The organism is Streptomyces sp. NRRL B-24572, from assembly GCF_002156145.1.
Lineage (GTDB): Bacteria > Actinomycetota > Actinomycetes > Streptomycetales > Streptomycetaceae > Streptomyces > Streptomyces vietnamensis.
In genome coordinates this window covers 12,814-35,064 of sequence record NZ_MWIG01000043.1, presented here as the reverse complement: position 1 = coordinate 35,064, position 22,251 = coordinate 12,814, and the positions used below count along the sequence as shown (strand labels likewise).

The following is a 22,251-nucleotide window of genomic DNA, read 5'->3' as shown; positions in this document are numbered from 1 at the left end:
TGGGGGAACCGGGGACGGACGTGCCGGTGCCGGGGGAGGAAAGGGCCACTTTGCCCTCCTGGGGAGATCGCCCGATGCGGGGGCGAGAAGCGGATGGAACAAGGGAGGTGACACGTGTCAGTGGCACGTGTGAGCATTGTGTAGCACTCAGATCCGGCCATCCGCCAGACCCTGCGCCGGATCGTTCTGGAAAGATGCCGGATCGATGAGCCAGCCAACCGAACAGTCCCCCGAGCGCCCCTCCGGGCGTGCGGTCCCGACCAGCGCCGATGTCGCCCGGCTCGCGGGCGTCTCCCGGGCCACCGTCTCGTACGTCCTGAACAACACCTCGGCCGTCCGCATCAGCGAGCCCACCCGGCAGCGGGTGCGCGAGGCGGCCGAGGAGCTGGGCTACGTGCCGCACGCCGCGGCCCGCAGCCTGCGCGCGGGCCACAGCCGCATGGTGCTGCTCCCGACCCCCCACGTCCCCGTCGGGCCGCTGTACAGCCAGTTCTTCAACGACTTCCAGTGGGCCCTGCGCCGCCTCGACTACACGGTCGTGCAGTACGGCAGCGTCGGCCTCCGGGCCGAGGAGGCCGCCCGCGCCTGGGCCGAGCTGCGGCCGGTGGCCGTGGTCTCCCTCGGCGAGGTCGAGCTGACCGGGCAGGGCGTCGAGATCCTCAAGCGGTCCGGGGCCCGGGCCGTGATCACCCTCGGCACCCAGCGCGTGGAGGGCACCCACGCCCTCGTCATGGACCAGGGCCGGGTCGGCGAGGTCGCCACCGAGCACCTCCTGGAGACCGGCCGGCGCCGGATCGGCGTCGTCGTCCCCGAGGAGCCGGGCCTCGCCATGTTCTCCGGACCCCGGCTCGACGGCGCGCGCCGCGCGGCCGAGGCCGCCGGTGCCACCGTCGTACCCCTGCCGCTGCGGTACGAGGAGGAGTCGGCCGACGCGCTCGCCGCGCGGTGGCGCGAGCTCGGGCTCGACGGGGTCTTCGCGTACAACGACGAGTACGCGATGCTCCTGATGCGGTCGCTCCAGGACGCCGGGATCTCCGTGCCCGAGGAGACCGCCGTCGTCGGCGCCGACGACCTGCTCCTCGGCCGGCTCCTTCGCCCCCGGCTCTCCACCGTGCGGATCGACATGGTGGCCGGCCGCGAGCTGGCGGAGCTGGTCGACCGCGCCGTACGGGAGACGGACGCCCCGCCCGTCTCCCGCGACCTGCTCGACTCGCGGGTCGTCCGGCGGGAATCGAGCTGACGGCCCCGCCGGGCTCCCCGCCGGCGGCCCGGCGTCGCCCTGCGGGAGCCCGGTGACATCCGGCGTCGCCCTGCGGGAGCCCGGTGGCACTGGCGTCGCCCTGCGGGAGCCCGGTGGCACCCCGGCGTCGCCCGGCGGGAGCTTGGCCGAGCGCTTAGCTTCGGTGCATGAGCACAGTTCCGAAGCGGTTCGAGATCCTGCTGGTGCCCGAGCACGTCGAGGACCGCGGCGGCGCCGCCGTCGCGGACAGCGCCGTCCGCTCGGCCGTCGTCGAGGCCACCGGGCGGCACGGCGAGACGGGCTACCCGATCTACGAGGGGCACGGCATCCGCGCCGACATCGACCCCGAGACGCTCACCGTCGAGGCGCTGCTCGTCGACGGCCGCGAGCTCGACTACGGCCTCACGGCCCTGGTCCGCCCCGCCGCGGCCCGCTGACCCCCGCCCCCTCTCCGGTGTCCCGAAGCGGCCCGTTGACACGGCGGGCCGTCCGGCAGAGACTCTGCGCGCCCGATCGGGCGAAGATTGATTCACCAGGCGAACAGAGTCGTTCCGCAGGTCACGTGGGAGAGAACCGATGAGCATCCGCGACGTCTACATCGTCGACGCCGTCCGCACCCCGATCGGGAAGTTCGGCGGCGCCCTCGCCGGCGTGCGCCCCGACGACCTCGCGGCTCACGTGGTCCGCGCGCTCGTCGACCGCTCGCCCGCGCTCGACCCCGCGCGCGTGGACGACGTCTACTTCGGCGACGCCAACGGCGCGGGCGAGGACAACCGCGACGTCGCGCGGATGGCCGTCCTCCTCGCGGGCCTGCCCGTCACCGTCCCGGGCGTCACCGTCAACCGCCTCTGCGGCTCCGGCCTCGAAGCCGTCATCCAGGCCGCCCGCGCCATCGCCCTCGGCGACGCCTCCGTGGCGATCGCGGGCGGCGTCGAGTCGATGTCCCGCGCCCCCTGGGTCCTGCAGAAGCCCGAGCGGGCCTTCCCCGCCGGGCACCAGCAGCTCCACTCCACGACCCTCGGCTGGCGCATGACCAACCCGAAGATGCCCGCCGAGTGGACCGTCTCGCTCGGCGAGGGCGCGGAGCTCGTCGCCGACAAGCACGGCATCACCCGCGAGCAGCAGGACGCCTTCGCCCTCGCCAGCCACCGCAAGGCGGCCGAGGCCTGGGCGAAGGGGCTCTACGACGACGAGGTCGTCCCGTATCCCGGCGTGGACCTCGCCCGCGACGAGTGCATCCGCGACTCCACGTCCATGGAGGCCCTCGCCAAGCTCAAGCCGGCCTTCCGCCCCGAGGGCGGCACCGTCACCCCGGGCAACTCCTCGCCGCTCAACGACGGCGCCGCCGCCCTGCTCCTCGTCGACGAGGACGGGCTGCGCGAGACCGGCCGCGAGCCCCTCGCCCGGATCCGCACCTCCGCGGTCACCGGGATCGAGCCCCAGCTCTTCGGCCTCGGCCCGGTCGAGGCGGTCCGCCGGGCCCTGGAGAAGGCCGGGCGCTCCTTCGCCGACCTGACGACCTTCGAGCTCAACGAGGCCTTCGCGGCCCAGTCGCTCGGCTGCCTCGCGGAATGGCCGGAACTGGACCCCGACATCGTGAATCCTCGCGGCGGAGCGGTCGCGATCGGCCACCCGCTCGGCGCGTCCGGCGCCCGACTGGCCGGCTCGGTGGCGCACCAGCTCGCCGCCGCCGGCTCCGGCACGGGCCTCGCCGCCCTCTGCATCGGCGTCGGCCAGGGCCTGGCGCTGGTCCTGGAGCGCTGACGGCCCGCAGTCCGCGACAGCACGCGAGAGGGGTACGGGAGGGCCTCCCGTACCCCTCTCGCCGTGGGTCACTTCGCCTGCCCGTCCTCGATCGACTTGCGGACCTCGTCCATGTCCAGCTTGCGCGCCTGCCCGATGACGTCCTCCAGGGCGTTCTCCGGCAGCGCGCCCGGCTGTGCGAACACGGCCACGTTGTCGCGGACGATCATCAGGGTCGGGATCGAGCGGATCTCGAACGCCGCGGCCAGCTCCTGCTGCGCCTCGGTGTCCACCTTGGCGAAGACGAGGTCCTGGTGCCGCTCGGACGCCGCCTCGAAGACCGGGCCGAACTGACGGCAGGGACCGCACCACGAAGCCCAGAAATCGATGAGCACGAACTCGTTCCCGCTCACGATCTCGTCGAAGTTGTCCTTGGTGAGCTCTACGGTGCTCATGCTGCCTACCTTTCGGGTCTCCTGGCGTGGTCCTCACGGTCCCCCGGGGACTCGCCCGGCACAACGGCGTATCGAGCCGCGCTATTCCGCACCGCTGCCACCAGACTGGGACCCATGACACGAACGGTGGAAGACGAGCACACCTACGACGTCGTGGTGATCGGCGCGGGCCCGGTCGGCGAGAACGTCGTCGACCGGGTGCGGGCGGGCGGCCTGACCGCGGCGATCGTCGAGAGCGAGCTGATCGGCGGCGAGTGCTCGTACTGGGCGTGCATGCCCAGCAAGGCGCTGCTCCGCCCCGCGATCGCCCGCTCGGACGCCCGGAAGGTCGCGGGTCTGCGCGAGTCGGTCTACGGCCCGCTGGACGCGATGGAGGTCTTCGCCCACCGGGACGAGGTCGTCGGCCACTGGAAGGACGGGGGCCAGGTCGACTGGCTGGACTCGATCGGCGTACGGGCCTTCCGCGGCCACGGCCGCCTCCACGGGCCGCGCAAGGTCGAGGTCACGGGTCCCGAGGGCGAGCGTCACGTGCTGACCGCCCGGCACGCGGTCGCCGTCTGCACCGGCACCCGCCCCCTCCTGCCGGAGCTGCCGGGGCTGCCCGCGGCGCATCCCTGGACCAGCCGTGAGGCGACCAGCTCCGACCGGGTGCCCGAGCGGCTCGTCGTGGTCGGTGGGGGAGTGGTGGGCGTGGAGATGGCCACCGCGTACCAGGCCCTCGGGGCGAAGGTGACCCTGCTGGTACGGGGCGGGGGGCTGCTGCCGCGCATGGAGCCGTTCCTCGGCGAGCACGTGGCCGCCGCGCTCACCGCGCGCGGCGCTGACGTCCGTACCGACACGGCGGTGAGCGCGGTGGTACGCGACGGGGGCACCGGCCCGGTCACCGTGCTCCTGGAGGGCGGCGACCACGTCGAGGGCGACGAGGTGCTGTTCGCGACCGGACGCAAGCCGCGCACCGAGGACATCGGCCTGGAGACGGTCGGTCTGACACCGGGCTCCTGGCTCGACGTCGACGACAGCCTCCGGGTCACCGGAAGCGACTGGCTCTACGCCGTCGGCGACGTCAACCACCGTGCGCTCATGACCCATCAGGGCAAGTACCAGGCCCGGATCGCGGGCGCCGCGATCGCCGCCCGCGCGAGGGACGGCGACTCCGCCCTGGACACCGGGCGGTGGGGCGCACACGCGGCCACCGCCGACCACGCGGCCGTGACACAGGTCGTGTTCAGCGACCCCGAGGCGGCCGCCGTCGGGCTCACCCTCGCCGAGGCGGAGCGCGCCGGGTACCGGGTCCGGGCCGTGGACCTCGACATGCGGTCCGTCGCCGGGGCCGGCCTCTACGCCCAGGGGTACCGAGGGCACGCCCGGATGGTCGTCGACCTGGACCGGGAGGTGATCCTCGGAGCCGCCTTCGTCGGGCCCGGCATCGGGGAGCTCCTGCACTCGGCGACGGTCGCCGTCACGGGCGAGGTGCCGATCGCCCGCCTGTGGCACGCCGTCCCCGCGTATCCGACGCTGAGCGAGGCGTGGCTGCGGCTGTTGGAGGCCTACCGGGGCTGATGCTCCGTCACTTCCTTTCGGTTTCCTCGGCGTAGAGGGGGATCAGGGCGCGCGCCGCCGAGCGCGCGGCCTCCAGGGCGGGCCGGGGGTCCCGGCCCGGCTCCTGGCCGAGGACCGCCCGGGTGCTCAACCCGTCGAGCAGGGCCAGGAGTTCGGAGGCGCGTGCGCCGGCGTCCAGCGGGGCGAAACGCCGGCGTGCCGCGCCCGTCCTGAGCAGGGTCTCCAGGTCCTCCTGCCAGCCCGTGTCCAGTTCGGCCTGGGCCTCGCGGAGTGCGGCGTTGCCGGGGGTGCGGGCCCAGAGCTCGATCCACAGGGTCCAGCGCGGATCGCGCGGGCCGCGCGGGAGGTAGAGCTCGAGGAAGAGGTCGAGCTTGCGCTCGGCCGTGATCCGCCGGGCGAGCAGGGCGCGCCGCTCCTCGGCGAGCGCGGCCTCGCTCCACCGGAGGGCGGCGAGCAGCAGCAGGTCCTTGCTGCCGAAGTAGTACAGGATGTGGCCGCCGCTGGTGCCGAGCCGCTCGGCGAGGGCCGACATGGTGAGGGAGGCGAGGCCGTCCTCGGCGATCGCCGCCATGGCCTCCTCCAGCATCCGTTCCTGGGTGATGTTCCCGTCCCGCCGTCGTGCCGCGCCTGCCACCGGCCCCGCTCCCGTCCCGCTGTTCCGTGTCGCCCGGCGTCCTGTGCCGTACGGGATCGACCTTAATCGCAACCTCCGCAGGTCTTGACGTGGCCTGAACCCATCGCACATCTTGAATGCCGTTCTAAGAGTTAGAACGGCATTCAAGGCGGCGTGCAGGCGTCGTTCACGACAGGAGTGCGGTGTGCTCGAACACGAGACGGTGCCCGTGACCACGGGCCGGACAGCGACCGACGAGGTCTTCCAGGTCGAGGAACACGGAATCGACCCCATCCCCGACGCCGAACGGCACGGCGGCGCCAAGGACGTCTTCTGGCTCTGGTTCGGCTCGAACCTCACCTTCACCTACGTCATCAACGGCGCCCTCGCCGTCGCCTTCGGGCTCTCCTTCTGGCAGGCCACCGCCGTCGTCGTGCTCGGCGGCCTCTCCTTCCTCGCCATCGGCGCGGCCGGACTCAGCGGCGTGCGCACCGGCACCGCCACCCTCGTCATCTCCCGCGCCGCCTTCGGCCGCCGCGGGAACTGGCCCGCCGGTCTGCTGAACTGGATCGTCAGCATCGGCTACACCATCGTCAACACCGTCGTGGGCACCCTCGCCCTCGAAGCCTTCTTCACCGACCTCGGCTGGAACGGCGGACACACCGCCCGCGCCCTCGCGCTCGCCGTCACCCTCGCGCTGACCTTCGCCGTCGCCCTCTGGGGCCACGCCACCGTCCAGTTCGCCGAACGCTGGATGGCGTACGTCCTCGCCGCCGGCTTCGCCGCCCTGCTCGTCCTCGTCCTGCCCGGCGCCGACACCGCCGCCCCCGCCGCCGCGCCCGGCGCCTCCGGCTGGAGCCTCGCCTTCGTCGTGATGCTCGCGGGCCCCTTCTCGTACCTGCCCATGCCCGCCGACTACACCCGCTACCTGCCCCGCACCACCAGCCTCAAGGCCGTCACCTGGAGCGGCGCCCTCGGCGGCTTCGTCTCCTCCGTCGCCCTCGGCGTCGCCGGGGTGGCCGCCGCGACCCAGGCCGACATGACCGACGCCGTCGCGGGCACCGAGAGCCTCCTCCCCGGCTGGTTCCAGCCCCTCTTCCTCGCCCTGGTCCTCGGCGGCTCCGTCACCAACTCGATCATCACGCTCTACTCGTCGAGCCTGAACCTCCAGGTCCTCGGCATCCCCTGGAGCCGGGCCCGCGCCATCGTCATCAGCGCGGCCGTCACCGCCGTCGGCTCCCTCGGCGCCCTCTTCCTCACCGACTTCACCACCTCCCTCCTCTCCTTCCTCTCCCTCCTGATCATCGTCTTCGCCCCCTGGGGCGGGGTCTTCCTCGCCGACATGGTGCTCCGCCGCTGTACGTACGACTCCGCGGGTCTGCACGCCGACACGGGCGGCGCCTACTGGTACCGCTCCGGCTGGCACCCGGCCGGCATGACCGCTCTCCTCGCCGGCCTCGTCTTCTCCGCGCTCACCTGCGACTCCGAGCTGTGGACCGGCCCCCTCGTCGCCCCGCTCGGCGGCGCCGACCTCACCCTCCTCGGCTCGGTCGTCTCCGCCCTGGTGTACGTGCTCCTCGCCCGCCGCACCGTCACCCCCGTCCAGTAAGCACCCCCGCACGACACGGAGTTCCGCCCCATGAACCGCACCGCCCCCGCCGACCTCGTCCTCACCGGGGCCCGCATCCACACCGTCGACCCGGCGCTCCCCGAGGCCGAGGCCCTCGCCGTGCGCGCCGGCCGCATCGTCTGGATCGGCCCCGACGCCGAAGCGGCCGACTGGACGGGCCCCGACACCCGGATCCTCGACGCCGGCGGGCGACTCGTCCTGCCCGGCTTCGTCGACGCCCACAACCACGTCCGCCTCGGCTCCGACGACGCCTGCGTCCAGCTCGTCGGAGCCCGCACCCTCGACGCGATCCACGCACGCATCCGCACCTGGCACGAGGCCCACCCGGACGCCGAATGGATCGAGGCCGAGGCCTTCGACTACTCCGCGATCCCCGACGGACGGATGCCCACCGCCGCCGACCTCGACCCGGCCACCGGCGACACCCCCGCCCTCGTCCTCAGCTACGACGTCCACACAGCCTGGCTGAACACCGCCGCCCTCCGCCGCCTCGGCGTCGACCGCGACCACACCGACCTGCCCTTCGGACGGGCCGTCACCGACCCCGCCACCGGCGAGCCCACCGGCTTCGTCAAGGACTTCGCCGTCAAGGGCCTCTCCCGCGACGGCCACCGCGCCCTACGCGCGCTCGGCCTCCCCTGGGCCTCGACCGACCGGCAGTACGGCCGGCTCGCCAAGAGCCTCGACGACGCCATCGGCTACGGCATCACCACCGTCGTCGAACCGCAGAACTCCCTCGACGACCTCGCCCTCTTCGAGCGCGCCCGCGCCGAGGGCCGGCTCCGCTCCCGGATCGTCGCCGCGCTCTTCCACCCGCGCGGCACCACCGAGGCGGACCTCGACGCCTTCGAGGCGGCGGCCGCCGCGTACGCCGACGACCGACTGCGGGTCGGTCCGCTCAAGCTGTACATCGACGACGTCGTCGAACCCCGCACCGCCGCCCTCCTGGAGCCGTACGCCGGCTGCTCCCACCACCGCGGCGACACCTTCTACCCGCCCGAGGAGTTCGCCGAGCTGCTCACCCGGCTCGACGCGCGCGGCTTCCAGTGCTTCGTCCACGCCACCGGCGACCGGGGCATCCGCACCGTCCTCGACGCCGTCGAGCGGGCCCGCGCCGTCAACGGGCCGCGCGACGCCCGCCACCAGGTCGTCCACGTCGAGTGCCTCGACCCGGCCGACACCCCGCGCTTCGCCGAGCTCGGCGTCATCGCCTGCATGCAGCCCCGGCACGCAGCCCCCGACATCGCCGGGCCCGGCCAGGACTGGGCCGAGAACGTCGGCCCCGAGCGCTGGCACAAGGCCTGGCCGCTGCGCAGCCTGCACGCGGCCGGCGCGGTCCTCGCCCTCTCCAGCGACTGGAACGTCGCCGAGATGGACCCGATGGTCGGCATCCACGCGGCCGTCACCCGCCGCCCGCCCGGCGGCGGCGAGGCCTGGACGGCGGGCGAGACGATCGACGTCGCCACCGCCGTCGAGGGCTACACGATGGGCTCGGCCCACGCCAACTTCCTGGAGCACGAGCGGGGCTCGCTGACGGTGGGCAAGCTGGCCGACTTCGTCGTCCTCTCCCGCGACATCCTGCGCATCGCCCCCGAGGAGATCCCGGGCACGGTGGCGGAGACGGTCGTGGTGGGCGGTGAGGTGGTCGTGGACCGCCGGACGGAGGCGTAGGGCCTGTTCGGCCTTGATCCGCCGGGCGGAGGCGTGGGGCCTGTCAGTGGCCGCCGCCGGATTCCACCGCCATCCGCCGCACGAAGCGGTGGCCCGCGTCACGTGACTCGTACACCCCGTCCTGGGTGGCGACGAGCAGCCGGCGGGCGTCCACGGCGGTGAGCGCCTGCGGGGCGCCGCCCGGCACGGTGGCGATCCGGGTCCAGGAGGTGCCCCCGGCCGTCCCGCGGAAGAGGACGCCCTCCGGGTCGATGCCGAAGAGGGCGTCCGGGGCGGCCCACGACACGTACGCGAGGACCCGCTCGGAGGCCGGGGCGAAGGTCCGGCCGCCGTCCGTGGAGCGGACCACGCCGGTCTCGGTGGTGGCGAGGACGGTGCCGGGGGCGGCGGGGGAGACGGCGATGTCGAGGGCGCGGAGCGCGGCGCGGTCCTCCCAGGTCACGCCGTCGGCGCTGACCCGCAGGAGGCCGTTCGCGCTGTCGTAGCCGTAGACGGTGGAGTCGGGCGCGGTGTCGAGCGCGTGGAAGTCGACCTTCCCCGCGAGGGACTTCTCCCGCCAGCTGCGGCCGGAGTCCGTCGACGTGATGAGCCCGAGGTCGGCGGGTCCGTCGCCGCCGGGCGCCGGGTGCCCGCTGGCGAGGAAGTCGCCCTTCGCGGTGACCGTGAAGCCCATGAAGTCGTCACGTCGGTCACCGACCAGGACCGGCCGGCCCTCGGCGTCCGGGCGGTGGAGACCCTGATGGGTGGCGACGTAGAGGGTGTCGTCGCGCAGCCCGAGGCCGTGGATGTGGCTGAGCGCGGCTCGGGCACCGGCGGCATCGTCGGCCGGGTCCCCGGAGGAGCAGGCGGTCAGGGTCAGCGCGAGGGCGGCGGTGAGGGCGGCGCCGAGGGTCGTGGCCGGGCGGCCGGAGAAGTACGTCTTCATCGTTCTTTCGCCAGGGGTACGGAAGGGCTTCGGGCACGGCGGCGGGCGCGCACCGTCCGGAGGGCACCCGGGGTACGCCGGGGGTGGCCCGTCCAGGGAGGCACGCGGGTGCGCCGACGGGGCGGCCCGTCCCTCCCGGGACGGGCCGCCGTGACCCACGCGCGCGCGTGGGCCGGGAAGGAACCGGATCAGAGCCGGTCGAGGATCTTCTTCAGCTGGGCGACCTCGGCGGACTGGGTCCGCACGACGTCGTCGGCGAGCTTCTTGGCCGCGGCGTTGCTGCCGCTCTGCTGCTCGTCCTTCGCCATGCCGACGGCGCCTTCGTGGTGGGCGATCATCAGCTCCGCGAACTTGCGGTCGAAGGCCTTGCCCTTGGTGGCGGTCAGCTCCTTCATGTCCTGCTCGGACATCATCCCGGCCATGCCGCCGTGGTTCATGGCGGGCGCCTCGGGCTTGCCCCAGCCCTTGAGCCAGGTCTTCATCTTCTGGATCTCGGGGTCCTGGGCCTGCTCGATCGCGGTGACCAGTTTCTTGACCTCGGGGTCCTCGGCCCGGCCGTCGGCGAGCTTCGCCATCTCCAGGGCCTGCTGGTGGTGGGGGATCATCATCTGCGCGAACATGACGTCCGCGTCGTTGAAGTCGCCGGGGGCGGTGTCGCCGCCGCCGGCGGCCGGAGCGGAGGCGGTCGCGGAGGACGAGGCGGACATGCCGCCGTGGTCCATGCCGCTCATGCCGTCGTCGGTGCCGCAGGCGGTGAGGAGCAGCCCGGCTCCGGCGAGGGCGGCGGCCAGGGCGAGCTTGCGAGTGGTGCGGTTCGTGAAGGCACGCATGGTGAGACCTCGTGGGTGCTGTGTGTACGTACGACGTACGGGCGGAAGGGAAGACCGGAGGCGCGCGCGGGCAGCACGAAGGGGCCCGTGGCGCGTCGGGGTCGGTCTAGATCCGCAGGACGGACAGCTGGGCGAGGTCCGGGGGACGCGGGGGAGGGGCGTGCGGCCCGAGCGCGGGGGCGAGCCGCGCGAGAAGGAGGGCGAGCCAGTCGGGGCGGCGCCCGAGGGCCGCCCGGAGGAGACCGGCGAGCAGCCAGGCGCCGAGGACGGCCACACAGAGGGTGGTCATGTCCATCCCCGACCCCGGAGCGTGCCGGGCGTCGGAGTCCCCGGCGTCGTGCGGGGCGGCGGCGCGCTCCGGAGTTCCGGGGGTGGCGGCGTGCGCGGGGGCACTGTGGTGCGGGGCGGAAGCGGTGGCCATGTCGGCCATGCCGTCCATGCTGCCGCCGGAGCCCTCGGGGTGGCCGACGGAGTGCATCAGGAACACCCCGAGCGCGAGCACGACGACGAGCAGGAGGTGCCCGATGGCACCTCCTGCTCGTCTGCCGCGTTCCGCTCGGTGTGCGCGCACGATTCAGGACCTCCCGGCCCCGACGATACCGTGCGGGGGTATCAGATTCGCGTCAGGACAGGGTCTCGCCCGCCATGGCGGCGGCCATCCGCAGGTGCGGCGCGGCCTCGTCCGGGCGGCCCAGGCGCTCCAGGGTGCGCCCCAGCATCAGCCGGGCGTAGTGTTCGACCGGGTCGCGCTCCAGGATCGTGCGCAGCTCGGTCTCGGCGCGGGAGAGCTGCGCGGAGTGGTAGTAGGCCCGGGCGAGGAGGAGCCGCTGGGCCGTCTGCTCCGGGTGCTCGGCGACGAGGCCGTGCAGGATGCGGACGGCTGTTCCGTACTCCTTGGCGTCGAAGAACAGCTGCGCACGCTCCCAGCGTTCCCCGGCCGTTCCGAACTCGTAGTACGTGTCGCTCACTTGCTCTCCCTTTCCAGAGCCCCGGATCTGCCACCCTGTGAGGTGGTCGACCAGGTCAACACCGCCGGTTGGTTGAACATTCCACTTAAGGATGGTTGAGCGACATGAGCAATCTCGATCGTCAGGCCGCGCTGACGGTGTGCGGCGGCCGCGGCTTCGTCGTCGCCGAACCGGTACGGGAGCTGCTCAGCCCCCGCCGCGTCCAGCTCGGCGAGTCGACCGAGGTCCGCAGGCTGCTCCCGAACCTGGGCCGGCGCATGGTCGGGGCCTGGGCCTTCGTCGACCACTACGGCCCCGACGACATCGCCGACGAGCCCGGCATGCAGGTCCCGCCCCACCCGCACATGGGCCTGCAGACCGTCAGCTGGCTCCACGAGGGCGAGGTGCTGCACCGCGACTCCACGGGCGGCCTGCAGACGATCCGCCCGCGCGAACTGGGCCTCATGACCTCCGGCCGGGCGATCTCCCACTCGGAGGAGAGCCCCCGCCCGCACGCCCGCTTCCTGCACGGCGCGCAGCTCTGGGTCGCGCTCCCCGACGCCCACCGGCACGTGGAACCGCACTTCCAGCACCACGCCGAACTGCCCCGGGTCACCGCGCCCGGCCTCACCGCCACGGTGATCCTCGGCGAGCTCGACGGCGCAGCCTCGCCGGGCACCACGTACACCCCGCTCGTCGGCGCCGACCTCGCCCTCACGGCGGGCACCGAGACGAACCTGCCCCTGGAACCCGACTTCGAGTACGCGGTCCTCGCCATGTCCGGCGAAGCCCACGTCGACGGCGTCCCCGTCCTGCCCGGCTCCATGCTCTACCTCGGCTGCGGCCGCACCGAACTCCCCCTCCGCGCCCTCTCGGACGCGGGCCTGATGCTCCTCGGCGGCGAACCCTTCGAGGAGGAGATCGTCATGTGGTGGAACTTCGTCGGCCGATCCGGTGACGAGATCGTACAGGCGCGCGAGGACTGGGAGAAGGGCTCACGGTTCGGCGAGGTGCACGGCTACGACGGTGCCCGCCTGTCCGCCCCGGAACTGCCCGCCACCCCGCTGAAGCCGCGGGGACGGGTGCGCTGACCTGGATAAACGTGTGAGCGGGTGGGTCGTGCTCCTACTCGCGCCCGCCATGCCAGGACCCCCGATCCGCTGCCGGTCCTGTGGCCGAGGGGCGGGGTCCACTGGGCTCGCGAGGGAGCGTGTCGAGTCTCGTCTTAAGTCATGTGTGACAGGGTTCGATCGGATCGATGCTGACCTTTTGCTGACTTACCTGACTCATGGTCAGGTAGTGAGTCTCGCTGCTGCCGCTGCAGATAGGGGGCGCAGTGGCGGGAAGCGCCGACTTCAGAGAGGCCGTGGCGTAGCGACGGCTTTGCTGAGGTGATGTGAGGGGTAAAGCAGTGCTCTCATAGTGGTGCTCCCGGTCACTATGGTCTCGCGGTCGATGCGAGACGTCCGGCACCGCTGAGGAATTTTCGTCTAGGACTTGTCCGGGCGATCATGTGCGGAGCCAGATCGTGAGGGCTGCGACGGTTGCGGTGCCGAGGTAGACGTACCGGCGCTTGTCGTAGCGGGTGGCCACGGCTCGGTGCTGCTTGAGTCGGTTGATGGCCCGTTCGACGGTGTTGCGTTTCTTGTACCGCTCTTCGTCGAAGCCGGGTGACCGGCCGCCGTATGAGCCTTTGCGGAGCCGGGCGGCCTGGCTGTCGGTCTTCTCCGGGATGGTGTGCCTGATGCCCCGGTGTCGCAGGTACTCGCGGCATGGCCGGTTGCTGTAGGCCTTGTCGGCGGCGACGCTGTCGGGCTTCTTGCGGGGCCGGCCCGGCCCCATCTTCGGGACACGGATCTTCTCCAGAACCGGCTTGAACTGCGTGCAGTCAGCCCGCTGACCTGGCGTGACGATCAGGGACAGTGGGCGGCAGCGGCCATCTGCACTCAGGTGGAGCTTGGTGGTGAAGCCGCCGCGCGAGCGGCCCAGGCCCTCACCTCCTGCACCACCTCCACCAGGCGGGCGTGCAGGCTCTGCCACGGCGTTTCGTCCTGATGTTCTGGCCCTTCGGCCCCCTTTGAGGTGGGGGCAGGCGGTGGGTCGGTGCGCGCACCTGCGGCATGCTGATGCGCCCGCACGATGGTGGAGTCGACGGAAACGTCCCAGTCGATCTCGCCTGCGGCGTCGGCCGCGGCCTGGACCTGCTGGAGCAGACGCTCCCACGTCCCGTCGGCCGACCACCGCCGGTGCCGTTCATAAACAGTCTTCCAAGGCCCGAACCGTTCGGGCAGGTCACGCCACTGCACGCCGGTCCGCACGCGGTGCAGAATCCCGTCGATCACCTGCCGGTGGTCCCGCCACCGGCCACAACGCCCGTTGCTGACCGGCAGGAACGGCCGCAGCCGTTCCCACTCAGCATCACTCAGATCACCCCGCCCCATGGCCGGAAGAACGACCCGGACAGACGGCAGTCACAAGATCACACGAATCCTGACCCCTACTCCGTGACGAATGGTGCGTATCCGACTGGGACCTCGCTCACCCGAAGGTCCGAGAAGAGCAAGGTCACGTTGTGCGCGTTGGTTTCAATGCGCACCTCGTGAAAGTCGAGCCCGAGGGCCTTTGACCAGCGGCGGGTCGCCTCGGACTCAGGAAGGAGTTTGGCTCCCGGGTACAGGGCGTGCCACTTCACGCCCCAGACGTATCCGTCGAGGTCGACACCGGATTCGTGGTCGATGAGCTGGTCGTCCAAGGAGACCCGCCAGGTCTCCGCCGGCACTGAGGTCTCACACCGGGCCTCAACGCAGTACCGGAAGAGATACCGCAGGTGGGACGGCGCGATGCCGGTACTGGGATCAGCCGTCGCGTAGACGATGACCTCGTAGTCGCGCATGTAGTTGGTGTATCCGTGGTGCACGACAGCGTGATCGAAGGTCTCGTCCAGCATCTGCTCAAGTACGGCGGTGTCCATGCCGCCCTTCTACCTCACTCGACGAGACCTTCGATAACGAGATTCACGGGTGTAGGGCGCCGTTGCCTCAGAGATCGCCCGGACAAGTCCTAGAGCCTGTCTGACAAATGATCATCCGACAGGTTCTCGCAGTCGCAAGATCAGAGCTGCGTTGACGATCCCAGCCTGGAGCGATTGTGCGCCTGTCGAACCTCGTTGCGATCGCACGGAACTGCTTGAGGCGGGCGAAGCATCGTTCGACTACGTTGCGGGCGCGTTAGATGTTCAAGTCCAAGATCTGACTATTCGGCGTTGCCGCAGGTCAGGAGCATCATATGCCCCCCGCAGGTCAGCAAACGGTCAGCATGCGTCCCGGACGTGTCCCCGCTTGCTGACCTGCGACCGACAGTGCGGCGCCTGAGCAGGTTCTTGGGCTGGAACGGATGGTGCGTACATGGCCCGACAGCTCGCCCGCGGCATGGGGCCCTTCTTCAAGGACTGCGGCTGCACGAAGCCCAGCCGCTGCCCTCACCCGTACTCGATCCGTTTCCGGGACGCGCTGGGCAAGCAGCGCGAGGAGTCCGGATACGGCACGCAGGACGACGCGATCGACCGCCTCACGCAGCTGTATGCGGAGAAGAAGACGACGGCGCCGTCGGTGGCGGCGGCCCGTCGTGAGCTGGGTCAGCTGACGGTCGAGGAGAGGAGTGCGCGAACCAGTGGCGGCCCCGGCAGCGCAGGATGACGGACTATTCCACCGGCTGGCACGTCGACAGCTCGATCGACGTGCGCATCGTCCCGCGCCGGGGAGCGCGGAAACTGAACTCGGTCACGCCGATGGTGGTCGAGCGCTTTCTCGATGAGATGGAGAGCGATGGGGTGGGCCGAGGCAACCAGGTGAACATATTCCGGGTCCTCAAGACCATCCTGCGTGACGTGTACGCCAAAGGGGCCATGGTGGACGACCCGGTGAAGGGTGTCCAGGAACCCGAATACGTTGGGGGAACGGTCGCCATTCCGTCCCTCGCCTACGTGACCAAAGCACTGGCCGTAGCCGACGAGGACTTGGCGCTGGAGATCGTCATGATGGCGGGGTGTGGCCTGCGCAACGGTGAGGCGCGGGCGGTGAACGTCAACAACGTCGTGGCGCAGGACGTGTACCGGGTACGGGAGCAGATCCACTCCAACACGCTGAAGCCGGCGAAGCTGAAGCACCGCAAGACGGGGGAGTTCCGGGAGGTGCCCCTGCCTCGGTCGGTGCGGGAGGCGATCGAGCGCTACGAGGCCAAACACGGCACCACGAAGGACGGCTACCCGCTAAGCGGCCCGGGCGGCCACTTCACCGAGGGCATGGAGGGACGCAGGGTGAAGCGGCTCTTCGCGGGCCTCCCGCCGGAGGAAGGGGTCGGGATGTACGGCTTCCGGCACTACTTCGCCTCGAACGCCCTCGGCAACGGCATCCCCATCACCGACGTCGCGGAGTGGATGGGCCACAAGTCCATCGAGGAGACGTACCGGGCCTACCGGCACCTGATGCCGGGCAGCATCACCAAGGCCGCCCGGATCCTGGAAGCCGGCCTTTGGGAAGCCGCCTGATTCCTCCACCGCTGAGGAACGGCAGGTCCTTGGTCAGCTGGTAGTACGAGCACGGCATCCATCTCTCCAGCGGGAACGACGGTTCGGAACAGCAACGGCGTTCCGCCCCGACCCAGTCGGATTCTCGGCGAGCCCCAAGGGCGAGGCTGAAGCCCAGACATGGGGCCACGTCCCTGTCGGCGTACCCACCGTCGCCCCTGACTCGTCGGGTCGATCACCGCAAGGCGGGTCGGCTTCCGGCGGTGTGGGCGGGTTTCGTCGTCGCGGGCGAGGTGGCGGATCTGCAGGCGTCGACCGAAGGCCCGCTCGACGACGCGTGGCGTGGGGTGACCTTCCACCCCTTCGAGGTGGCGCCGGGACGCCGACCGGCGCTGCCGGGGCTTGTTCGCCACCGGGTCGGCGGTGCTCCCGGGGTCCTGCGGTGGTTCCGACCTCGTACCGGCCGGCCGGAAGTGCTGTAACGGGCCAGTAATGACACCTGGTCTAACGTGCGTTTTGCCTGATCCCCCCTCTGCGCACCGGCCCGAGGCGCGCCGGGATCATTCCCCTCACTCGCTCATCAAGGAGCCGTCCCATGTACGTGCCCCGTACGCCCGGCCGCAGACGCGCCCTGTGGGTGACGGCCGCGTTTGCCGCTGTGCTGGCAAGCGCGGTACCCGTCGCCGCTCAGCCTCCCGCCGGCGCAGACGCCGCCCGGGCCAAGGTCGACTCGGCAGTCCTCGACTCCGTCGCCGTCGGCAGGGAATCGGCCTTCTTCGTCGTGCTCAAGGGGCATGCCGATCTCTCCGCCGCCCGCGGCAAGCGCGGCCACGCGGCGAAGACCGAGGCCGCGTTCGACGCCCTGCGGGCCGAGGCCGGCCGCAGTCAGAAACCGCTCCGCACCTTCCTGGACCAGCAGAAGATCGGCTACCGGCCCTTCTGGATCGCCAACGCGCTGCTCGTCACCACCGATGACGAGGCGTTGGTCGAGGAACTGGCGGCCCGTGACGACGTGGCCGCCATCGTGCCCGAACGCCACTACGCACTGGACGAGGTGGAGGCCGCCTCCGAGACGGACGGCGCCACCACCGGCACCGACTCCCTCGCCACCGGCGACAGCACCCCCGAGTGGGGCGTCGCGGACATCAAGGCCGACCAGGTCTGGTCCCAGTACGGCACCCGGGGCGAGGGCATCGTCATCGCCAACATCGACTCGGGCGTCCAGTACAACCACCCGGCACTGGTCGACAACTACCGTGGCAACCTCGGCGGCGGCACCTTCAGCAACGACTACAACTGGTACGACCCCACCGGCCAGTGCGCCTCGTCGTACGGCGCCCCCTGCGACAACAACGGTCACGGCACCCACACCATGGGCACCATGGTCGGCAAGGGCGGCATCGGAGTCGCCCCCGGCGCCCAGTGGATAGCCGCCAAGGGCTGCGAGTCCTCGTCCTGCTCCGACTCCTCGCTGCTCGCCGCCGGACAGTGGATCCTCGCCCCGACCGACCACAACGGGCAGAACCCGCGTCCTGACCTGGCACCGGACATCGTCAACAACTCCTGGGGCGGCGGCGACACCACCTTCTACCAGGACATCGTCGAGGCCTGGAACGCCGCCGGAATCTTCGAGGCCTTCGCCGCGGGCAACGACGGCGACGGAGTCACCTGCTCCACCTCGCACGCCCCCGGCTCGCAGGTGACCTCGTACGGCGTCGGCGCCTACGACTCCACGGGCAGGATCGCCTCGTTCTCCGGCTTCGGGCCGTCGCTGGTCGACGGCTCGGCGAAGCCCGACGTCTCCGCCCCGGGCGTCAACATCCGCTCCACCTGGCCCGGTTCCGCGTATAAGGCACTGAACGGCACGTCGATGGCCACCCCGCACGTCGCGGGCGCCGTGGCACTGCTGTGGTCCGAGGCGCCGTCGCTGATCGGTGACATCGATGCCACCCGCGCGCTGCTGAACGGCTCCGCCCGCGACGTGGACGACACCCACTGCGGCGGCACCGCGGACAGGAACAACGTGTGGGGCGACGGCAAGCTCGACATCCTCGGTGCCGTGGACGCGGCCCCGCACACCGCCGCCGTCATCAGCGGCCACGTGACCGACCGGGCCACCGGAGCCCCGCTCGGCGGCATGGTCGTCAAGGCCACCGGCGACGCCGACACCCGGAGCGTCACCACCACCGCCGACGGCGGCTACCGGCTGACCCTGCCCGCAGGCAGCTACTCCTTCACCCTCAGCGGCTACGGATACGCCGACGCCGCGACCGGCTACCAGGTCACCGCCGGCGGAGACGCCACCAAGGACTTCGGCCTGACCGCCGTCCCGCACCACGCCGTCACCGGTACCGTCGTCGACGTCACGGGCAATCCGCTCAAGGGCGCCACCGTGCAGCTCCCGGGCACCCCCGTACCCGCCGCCACCACCGACGCCACCGGCCGCTTCACCCTTCCGGACGTCGCCGAGGGCTCCTTCTCGCTCAAGGCCACGCCCGCCGCTCCGGTGCTGTGCAACGGCGTCTGGACCGGTGCCCTGACCGTCGACGGTGACGAGTCCGCCCCCGTGCGGCTGCCTCACCGCACCGACGCCGGCGGCACCTACAGCTGTGCCCCGGTCACCTCCTCCTGGATCGCGGGCACCACCAGAACCGGGCTCACCGGTGACGAGGACGCGAGCACCGTGACGCTGCCCTTCCCGGTGACGTTCTACGGCGTCGATTACACCAGCGCCTCGGTCACCACCAACGGACTGGTCGGCTTCCTCCAGCCGCGCCTCGGCGACTACGCCAACACCGCACTGCCCACCGCCGCCCAGCCCAACGGCGTCCTCGCCGCCTTCTGGGACGACCTGGTCCTGGACAAGAAGTCCGGCGTCCAGACCGCCACCACCGGCGTCTCCGGTTCGCGGAAGTTCGCCATCGTCTGGAACAACGCGGCGTTCGCCGCCGACACCTCGGTCCGGATCTCCTTCGAGGCCGTCTTCGACGAGGCCACCGGCGCCATCACCTTGCAGTACCGCGGCATCGGCGCCAACGCCCTGCAGCAGGGCGCCTCGGCGACCGTCGGCATCGAGAACCAGGCCGGCACCGACGCCCTCCCGTACTCCTTCGACGCGGGCGTCCTGAGCGACGCCACCGCGATCCGCTTCTCCCGGAAGGGCGCGTGATGAGCACCATCAGCCACCGAGGCCTCCGCCTCGCCTCCGTCCTCGTGGCGGCCGGCCTGACGCTGAGCGTCGCCCCGTCGGCCCTGGGCGCCGACGACAGCGGCCTGATCACCCTCACCGCCGCCCAGAGCGAGGCGCTGACCCGGCACGCCCGGATCGACGTCTACGGCGACGGCGCGAGTGACGACCCCCTGGACACCACGTCCCGAACGGACACCTCCGTGCCGTCCGGGTCCACCGACACCAGCACCACTGACGGCCAGTCGTCCCTGGACGACGCCGGCACCGACGCCCCCTCGGGGAAGCTGACCCAGCGGTCGGCGATGGAGGGCGTCCAGGGCATGGCCGCCACCGTTCCCGTGGCCGGCACCGACGGCGACTTCTTCACCCTGCACTCCCTGGGCACGGTGCAGCGCCGCACCGCCGACGGCAAGCAGCTCTGGATGCGCGACACCACCTCGCTGTACACGGACTGGCAGGTCACCCCGATCCGGCCGTACCAGGCCGAGCCGTACCCGGCCCGCATCGTCATGGGCTTCAACGCGGTCAGCCCGTTCAGCGCGAGCTCCGACCAGGGCTACGACACGGGCGACCTGACCGGGGACGGCGTGGTCGACGTGGTCTTCACCGCCAAGGTCGGCGACAACCCCTACCGCCCGTTCGCGTCGCCCGGTTCCACCCTGCCCACCGGGACCTTCGTCACGGTCCTGGACGGCGCCACCGGCAGGACGCTCTGGTCCAAGCTGTACGCGGGCGCCTTCCAGATCAAGATCGTCGACAGGACGCTGATCGTCGCCGATTCGGCCTTCTACAACCTCAACTCGAAGGCCGGCTCCCGCACGACGCTGAACGGCATCCGCTTCGCGAAGAGCGACGGAAAGCTCGTCCCCAGCGAGACCTGGACCTATGACGCGGGCACCTACACCGGCGTCGCGTGGAGCAGTCTGGAGCCGCTCGGTCAGGGCCTGCTGGCCGCCTCCTGGAACCAGAGCCGCGCGTACAGCCCCGACAGGACGCCGAGCGGACACACCCTCGTCCTCGACACCGTGGACGGCAGCGTCAAGTGGGCGGTGACCAACCGCCTGTACTCCCGCCGGCTGCACCTCGACGCCGCCCGGGACCGACTGGTCGCTCTGGAGCAGTCCGATCCGAACGACGGCGTGAAATACGAGATCGTCTCCTACGCGCCGGCCGACGGAACCCGTACCTCCCTCGACACCCGGGTCAACGCGCTTCCGCTGGCCATGACGACCGGTGACGTCCAGGGCGACGCCGAGCCCGAGTACGTCGTCAGCGAGTCCACGCTCGACAGCGACGGCCGGCACCTGAACGCCAACACCGTGCGCGCCCTGAACGGCGACGACGCCACGCTGCTGTGGTCCCGCACGATCAAGCGCGACCCCGCCTCCAGCGGCGACAGCGGCGGGGCCTGGGGCCTGAGGACGGTGGACGGCAAGGTCGTCGCCTCCTACCTGGACGACAGGAGCAGCACCACAGCGGACAACCGCTTCGCCGCCCGCTACGCGCGGCTCGCCGTCCTGGCCGGCAACAACGGTGCCGTCAAGTGGGAGCAGCGAGGCGTGGTCGCCTCGCCGTTCTCGGCGCAGCCGTACTACCAGGACAACGGCTGGCACCTGCGCACCGTCGACAACAACCAGAACGTACGCGTCTACAACGCGGGCAGCGGCAAGGAGGAGGACCTGCTGCCGCTCCAGGGCAGGCTCTTCACCGCGGCCTCGACGGACATCAGCGGCGACGGGAAGCAGGACCTGGTCGTCGGCGGCCAGTCCGACGGGCTCTTCGCCTTCGACGGCCCGTCACTGGTCGCGGGGACCCCGAAGCGGTTGTGGACCGCCGTTCTGCCCGGCGAGGTCCACCAGGTCGTCAAGGCCGACGTGACGGGCGACGGCCGCGACGAGCTCGTCGTCGCCGCGGATTCCGCGGCCGCGGTCGTGGACGCCCGGACCGGCAGGGTCCTCACCGTCATCGACGGTGCCGGCCGGTTCGTGCGCCACGTCGCCGCCGCCGACCTCGACGGTGACGGCAAGGCCGAGATCGTGGTGGCCACCGACAAGGTCCGGGTGTACCAGGGCGACGGCAAGCCGCTGTGGGAGTACGCCGCCCCGGCGAGTGCGGGCGACGCCGTCTTCGCCGACGTCTCGACCGGCGACGGCCGGGTCTACGCCCAGTACCAGACCCGCGGGACCGGCATCCCGAACGTCACCCCGGCGGGCGGCGTGGCCCTGAACGGCAAGGACGGCTCGGTCGCCTGGTCGTTCACGCCGCAGCCCGGTGCCGGAACGGACGGCAAGGTCTACGGAGTCCCGCTGCGCGCCGGTACCTTCGCCTCGGCGGGCATCCCGTACGCCGACGGGCACGCGGTGGTGTACACGTACGTGACGCGCCAGGTCTCCGACGATCCGGTGTACAACGGCCAGTTCACCATCATGACCCAGATCCGCGACGGCCGTACCGGGGAGCTCCTGCACGAGGCCCTCGCCGGCGGCGCCAGGACCCTGTGGAATTGGTTCACCGGCCCGCAGGGCCTGGTCATGGTCGGCAACGCCGGTTTTCGGACATACGCGGCGAACGGCCAGGACCACAAGGTCTACATGTACGCCGACACCCGCAGCGGGGCGATGGTCGCAGGCCCGAACGGACAGGCCCTGCTGGCCGTCGGCGGGGTGCAGACCGTCGAAGTCCACGAACCGTCGGTGCTCACCGCCGGGGCGGACTACCCGTTTCCCGCCGTCAGCAAGATCATTCTCGGGGCCCAGGAGCTCTTCACCGGTGACCTGGACGGAGACGGCGTCGACGAGGTGGTCTCGCTCAACTTCGACGAGGACGGCACCGACCGCACCTACGCCCTGGTCGGGGACGATTACATCCAGCCGTACACCGCGATCCGCCAGCTGACCACGCTCACCATTGACATGCCGTGAG

The 22,251-nt window shown here is 71.5% G+C and carries 19 protein-coding genes and 1 pseudogene; 11 read left to right on the top strand and 9 right to left on the bottom strand.

The features are described 5' to 3' along the window. Positions 1–205: 205 nt before the first annotated feature. From CCN56_RS02905 to CCN56_RS02895, 3 genes are all read left to right on the top strand, one after another. Positions 206–1,240: a LacI family DNA-binding transcriptional regulator gene (locus CCN56_RS02905; RefSeq protein WP_086823131.1), complete on the top strand. Its 1,035-nt coding sequence runs from the start codon at positions 206–208 to the stop codon at positions 1,238–1,240. Positions 1,241–1,407: 167 nt separating this feature from the next. Next, a complete protein-coding gene (locus tag CCN56_RS02900; protein WP_041132546.1) occupies positions 1,408–1,677 on the top strand; it encodes a hypothetical protein in 270 nt (89 codons plus the stop codon). 139 nt (positions 1,678–1,816) lie between these two features. Beyond that, positions 1,817–3,004: a thiolase family protein gene (locus tag CCN56_RS02895; protein ID WP_086823128.1), complete on the top strand. Its 1,188-nt coding sequence runs from the start codon at positions 1,817–1,819 to the stop codon at positions 3,002–3,004. A gap of 68 nt (positions 3,005–3,072) precedes the next feature. On the opposite strand, the gene trxA is transcribed toward CCN56_RS02895, so the two are convergent. Further along, a complete protein-coding gene (trxA, locus tag CCN56_RS02890; protein WP_086823126.1) occupies positions 3,073–3,438 on the bottom strand; it encodes a thioredoxin in 366 nt (121 codons plus the stop codon). A gap of 114 nt (positions 3,439–3,552) precedes the next feature. On the opposite strand from trxA, the gene CCN56_RS02885 reads away from it, so the two are divergent. Then, positions 3,553–4,998 (top strand): NAD(P)/FAD-dependent oxidoreductase, encoded by a 1,446-nt coding sequence (locus tag CCN56_RS02885; protein ID WP_086823123.1) that lies wholly within the window; start codon positions 3,553–3,555, stop codon positions 4,996–4,998. 7 nt (positions 4,999–5,005) lie between these two features. Here CCN56_RS02885 and CCN56_RS02880 read toward each other — a convergent pair whose 3' ends face one another. Then, entirely contained in the window at positions 5,006–5,632 is a 627-nt protein-coding gene (locus CCN56_RS02880) for a TetR/AcrR family transcriptional regulator (protein WP_086823120.1), read from the bottom strand. Between the two features lie 184 nt (positions 5,633–5,816). On the opposite strand from CCN56_RS02880, the gene CCN56_RS02875 reads away from it, so the two are divergent. Together CCN56_RS02875 and CCN56_RS02870 are read left to right on the top strand one after the other, a co-directional pair. Continuing rightward, positions 5,817–7,220 (top strand): cytosine permease, encoded by a 1,404-nt coding sequence (locus CCN56_RS02875; RefSeq protein WP_086823117.1) that lies wholly within the window; start codon positions 5,817–5,819, stop codon positions 7,218–7,220. A 30-nt stretch (positions 7,221–7,250) separates the two neighbouring features. Continuing rightward, positions 7,251–8,912: an amidohydrolase gene (locus tag CCN56_RS02870; protein ID WP_086823115.1), complete on the top strand. Its 1,662-nt coding sequence runs from the start codon at positions 7,251–7,253 to the stop codon at positions 8,910–8,912. Between the two features lie 43 nt (positions 8,913–8,955). Here CCN56_RS02870 and CCN56_RS02865 read toward each other — a convergent pair whose 3' ends face one another. The 4 genes from CCN56_RS02865 to CCN56_RS02850 form a co-directional block, all read right to left on the bottom strand. Next, entirely contained in the window at positions 8,956–9,837 is an 882-nt protein-coding gene (locus CCN56_RS02865; RefSeq protein ID WP_086823112.1) for a F510_1955 family glycosylhydrolase, read from the bottom strand. A 188-nt stretch (positions 9,838–10,025) separates the two neighbouring features. Further along, entirely contained in the window at positions 10,026–10,667 is a 642-nt protein-coding gene (locus tag CCN56_RS02860) for a DUF305 domain-containing protein (RefSeq protein ID WP_086823110.1), read from the bottom strand. A gap of 106 nt (positions 10,668–10,773) precedes the next feature. Beyond that, positions 10,774–11,238, bottom strand: coding sequence for a DUF6153 family protein (locus tag CCN56_RS02855; RefSeq protein WP_086823107.1), 465 nt, complete (start codon positions 11,236–11,238; stop codon positions 10,774–10,776). Positions 11,239–11,290: 52 nt separating this feature from the next. After that, positions 11,291–11,635 carry a M48 family metallopeptidase gene (locus tag CCN56_RS02850; RefSeq protein ID WP_086823104.1) on the bottom strand — a complete coding sequence of 115 codons (345 nt, stop codon included), beginning with the start codon at positions 11,633–11,635 and terminating at the stop codon, positions 11,291–11,293. Positions 11,636–11,739: 104 nt separating this feature from the next. Between CCN56_RS02850 and CCN56_RS02845 the strand changes: the two genes are divergently transcribed. After that, complete coding sequence (locus tag CCN56_RS02845; protein WP_086823101.1) at positions 11,740–12,705, top strand: pirin family protein; 966 nt, start codon at positions 11,740–11,742, stop codon at positions 12,703–12,705. 418 nt (positions 12,706–13,123) lie between these two features. Here the strand turns inward: CCN56_RS02845 and CCN56_RS02840 are convergent. The 3 genes and pseudogenes from CCN56_RS02840 to CCN56_RS41585 all read right to left on the bottom strand — a co-directional run. After that, positions 13,124–14,055, bottom strand: a protein-coding gene (locus CCN56_RS02840; protein ID WP_256961689.1) for an IS5 family transposase whose coding sequence is annotated in 2 segments (ribosomal slippage) — positions 13,124–13,717 and positions 13,720–14,055 — 930 coding nt in all. Because the reading frame shifts where the segments join, the coding sequence is not laid out codon by codon here. A 56-nt stretch (positions 14,056–14,111) separates the two neighbouring features. After that, a complete protein-coding gene (locus CCN56_RS02835; RefSeq protein ID WP_086823098.1) occupies positions 14,112–14,585 on the bottom strand; it encodes a hypothetical protein in 474 nt (157 codons plus the stop codon). A gap of 89 nt (positions 14,586–14,674) precedes the next feature. After that, a pseudogene (locus CCN56_RS41585) lies at positions 14,675–14,841 on the bottom strand (IS5/IS1182 family transposase); the annotation flags it as partial. Between the two features lie 177 nt (positions 14,842–15,018). On the opposite strand from CCN56_RS41585, the gene CCN56_RS44150 reads away from it, so the two are divergent. The 4 genes from CCN56_RS44150 (at position 15,019) to CCN56_RS02820 (ending at position 22,250) form a co-directional block, all read left to right on the top strand. Next, a complete protein-coding gene (locus CCN56_RS44150) occupies positions 15,019–15,309 on the top strand; it encodes a hypothetical protein (protein ID WP_256961688.1) in 291 nt (96 codons plus the stop codon). After that, positions 15,306–16,160 carry a site-specific integrase gene (locus CCN56_RS02830; RefSeq protein WP_256961687.1) on the top strand — a complete coding sequence of 285 codons (855 nt, stop codon included), beginning with the start codon at positions 15,306–15,308 and terminating at the stop codon, positions 16,158–16,160. Before CCN56_RS44150 ends, CCN56_RS02830 begins: the two co-directional genes overlap by 4 nt. A 574-nt stretch (positions 16,161–16,734) precedes the next feature. Next, a complete protein-coding gene (locus CCN56_RS02825) occupies positions 16,735–19,308 on the top strand; it encodes a S8 family serine peptidase (protein ID WP_086823095.1) in 2,574 nt (857 codons plus the stop codon). Continuing rightward, positions 19,308–22,250, top strand: a complete 2,943-nt coding sequence (locus CCN56_RS02820; RefSeq protein ID WP_086823092.1) for a VCBS repeat-containing protein — start codon at positions 19,308–19,310, stop codon at positions 22,248–22,250. The genes CCN56_RS02825 and CCN56_RS02820 overlap by 1 nt, the downstream gene beginning before the upstream one ends. The last annotated feature ends 1 nt before the right edge of the window (position 22,251 follow it).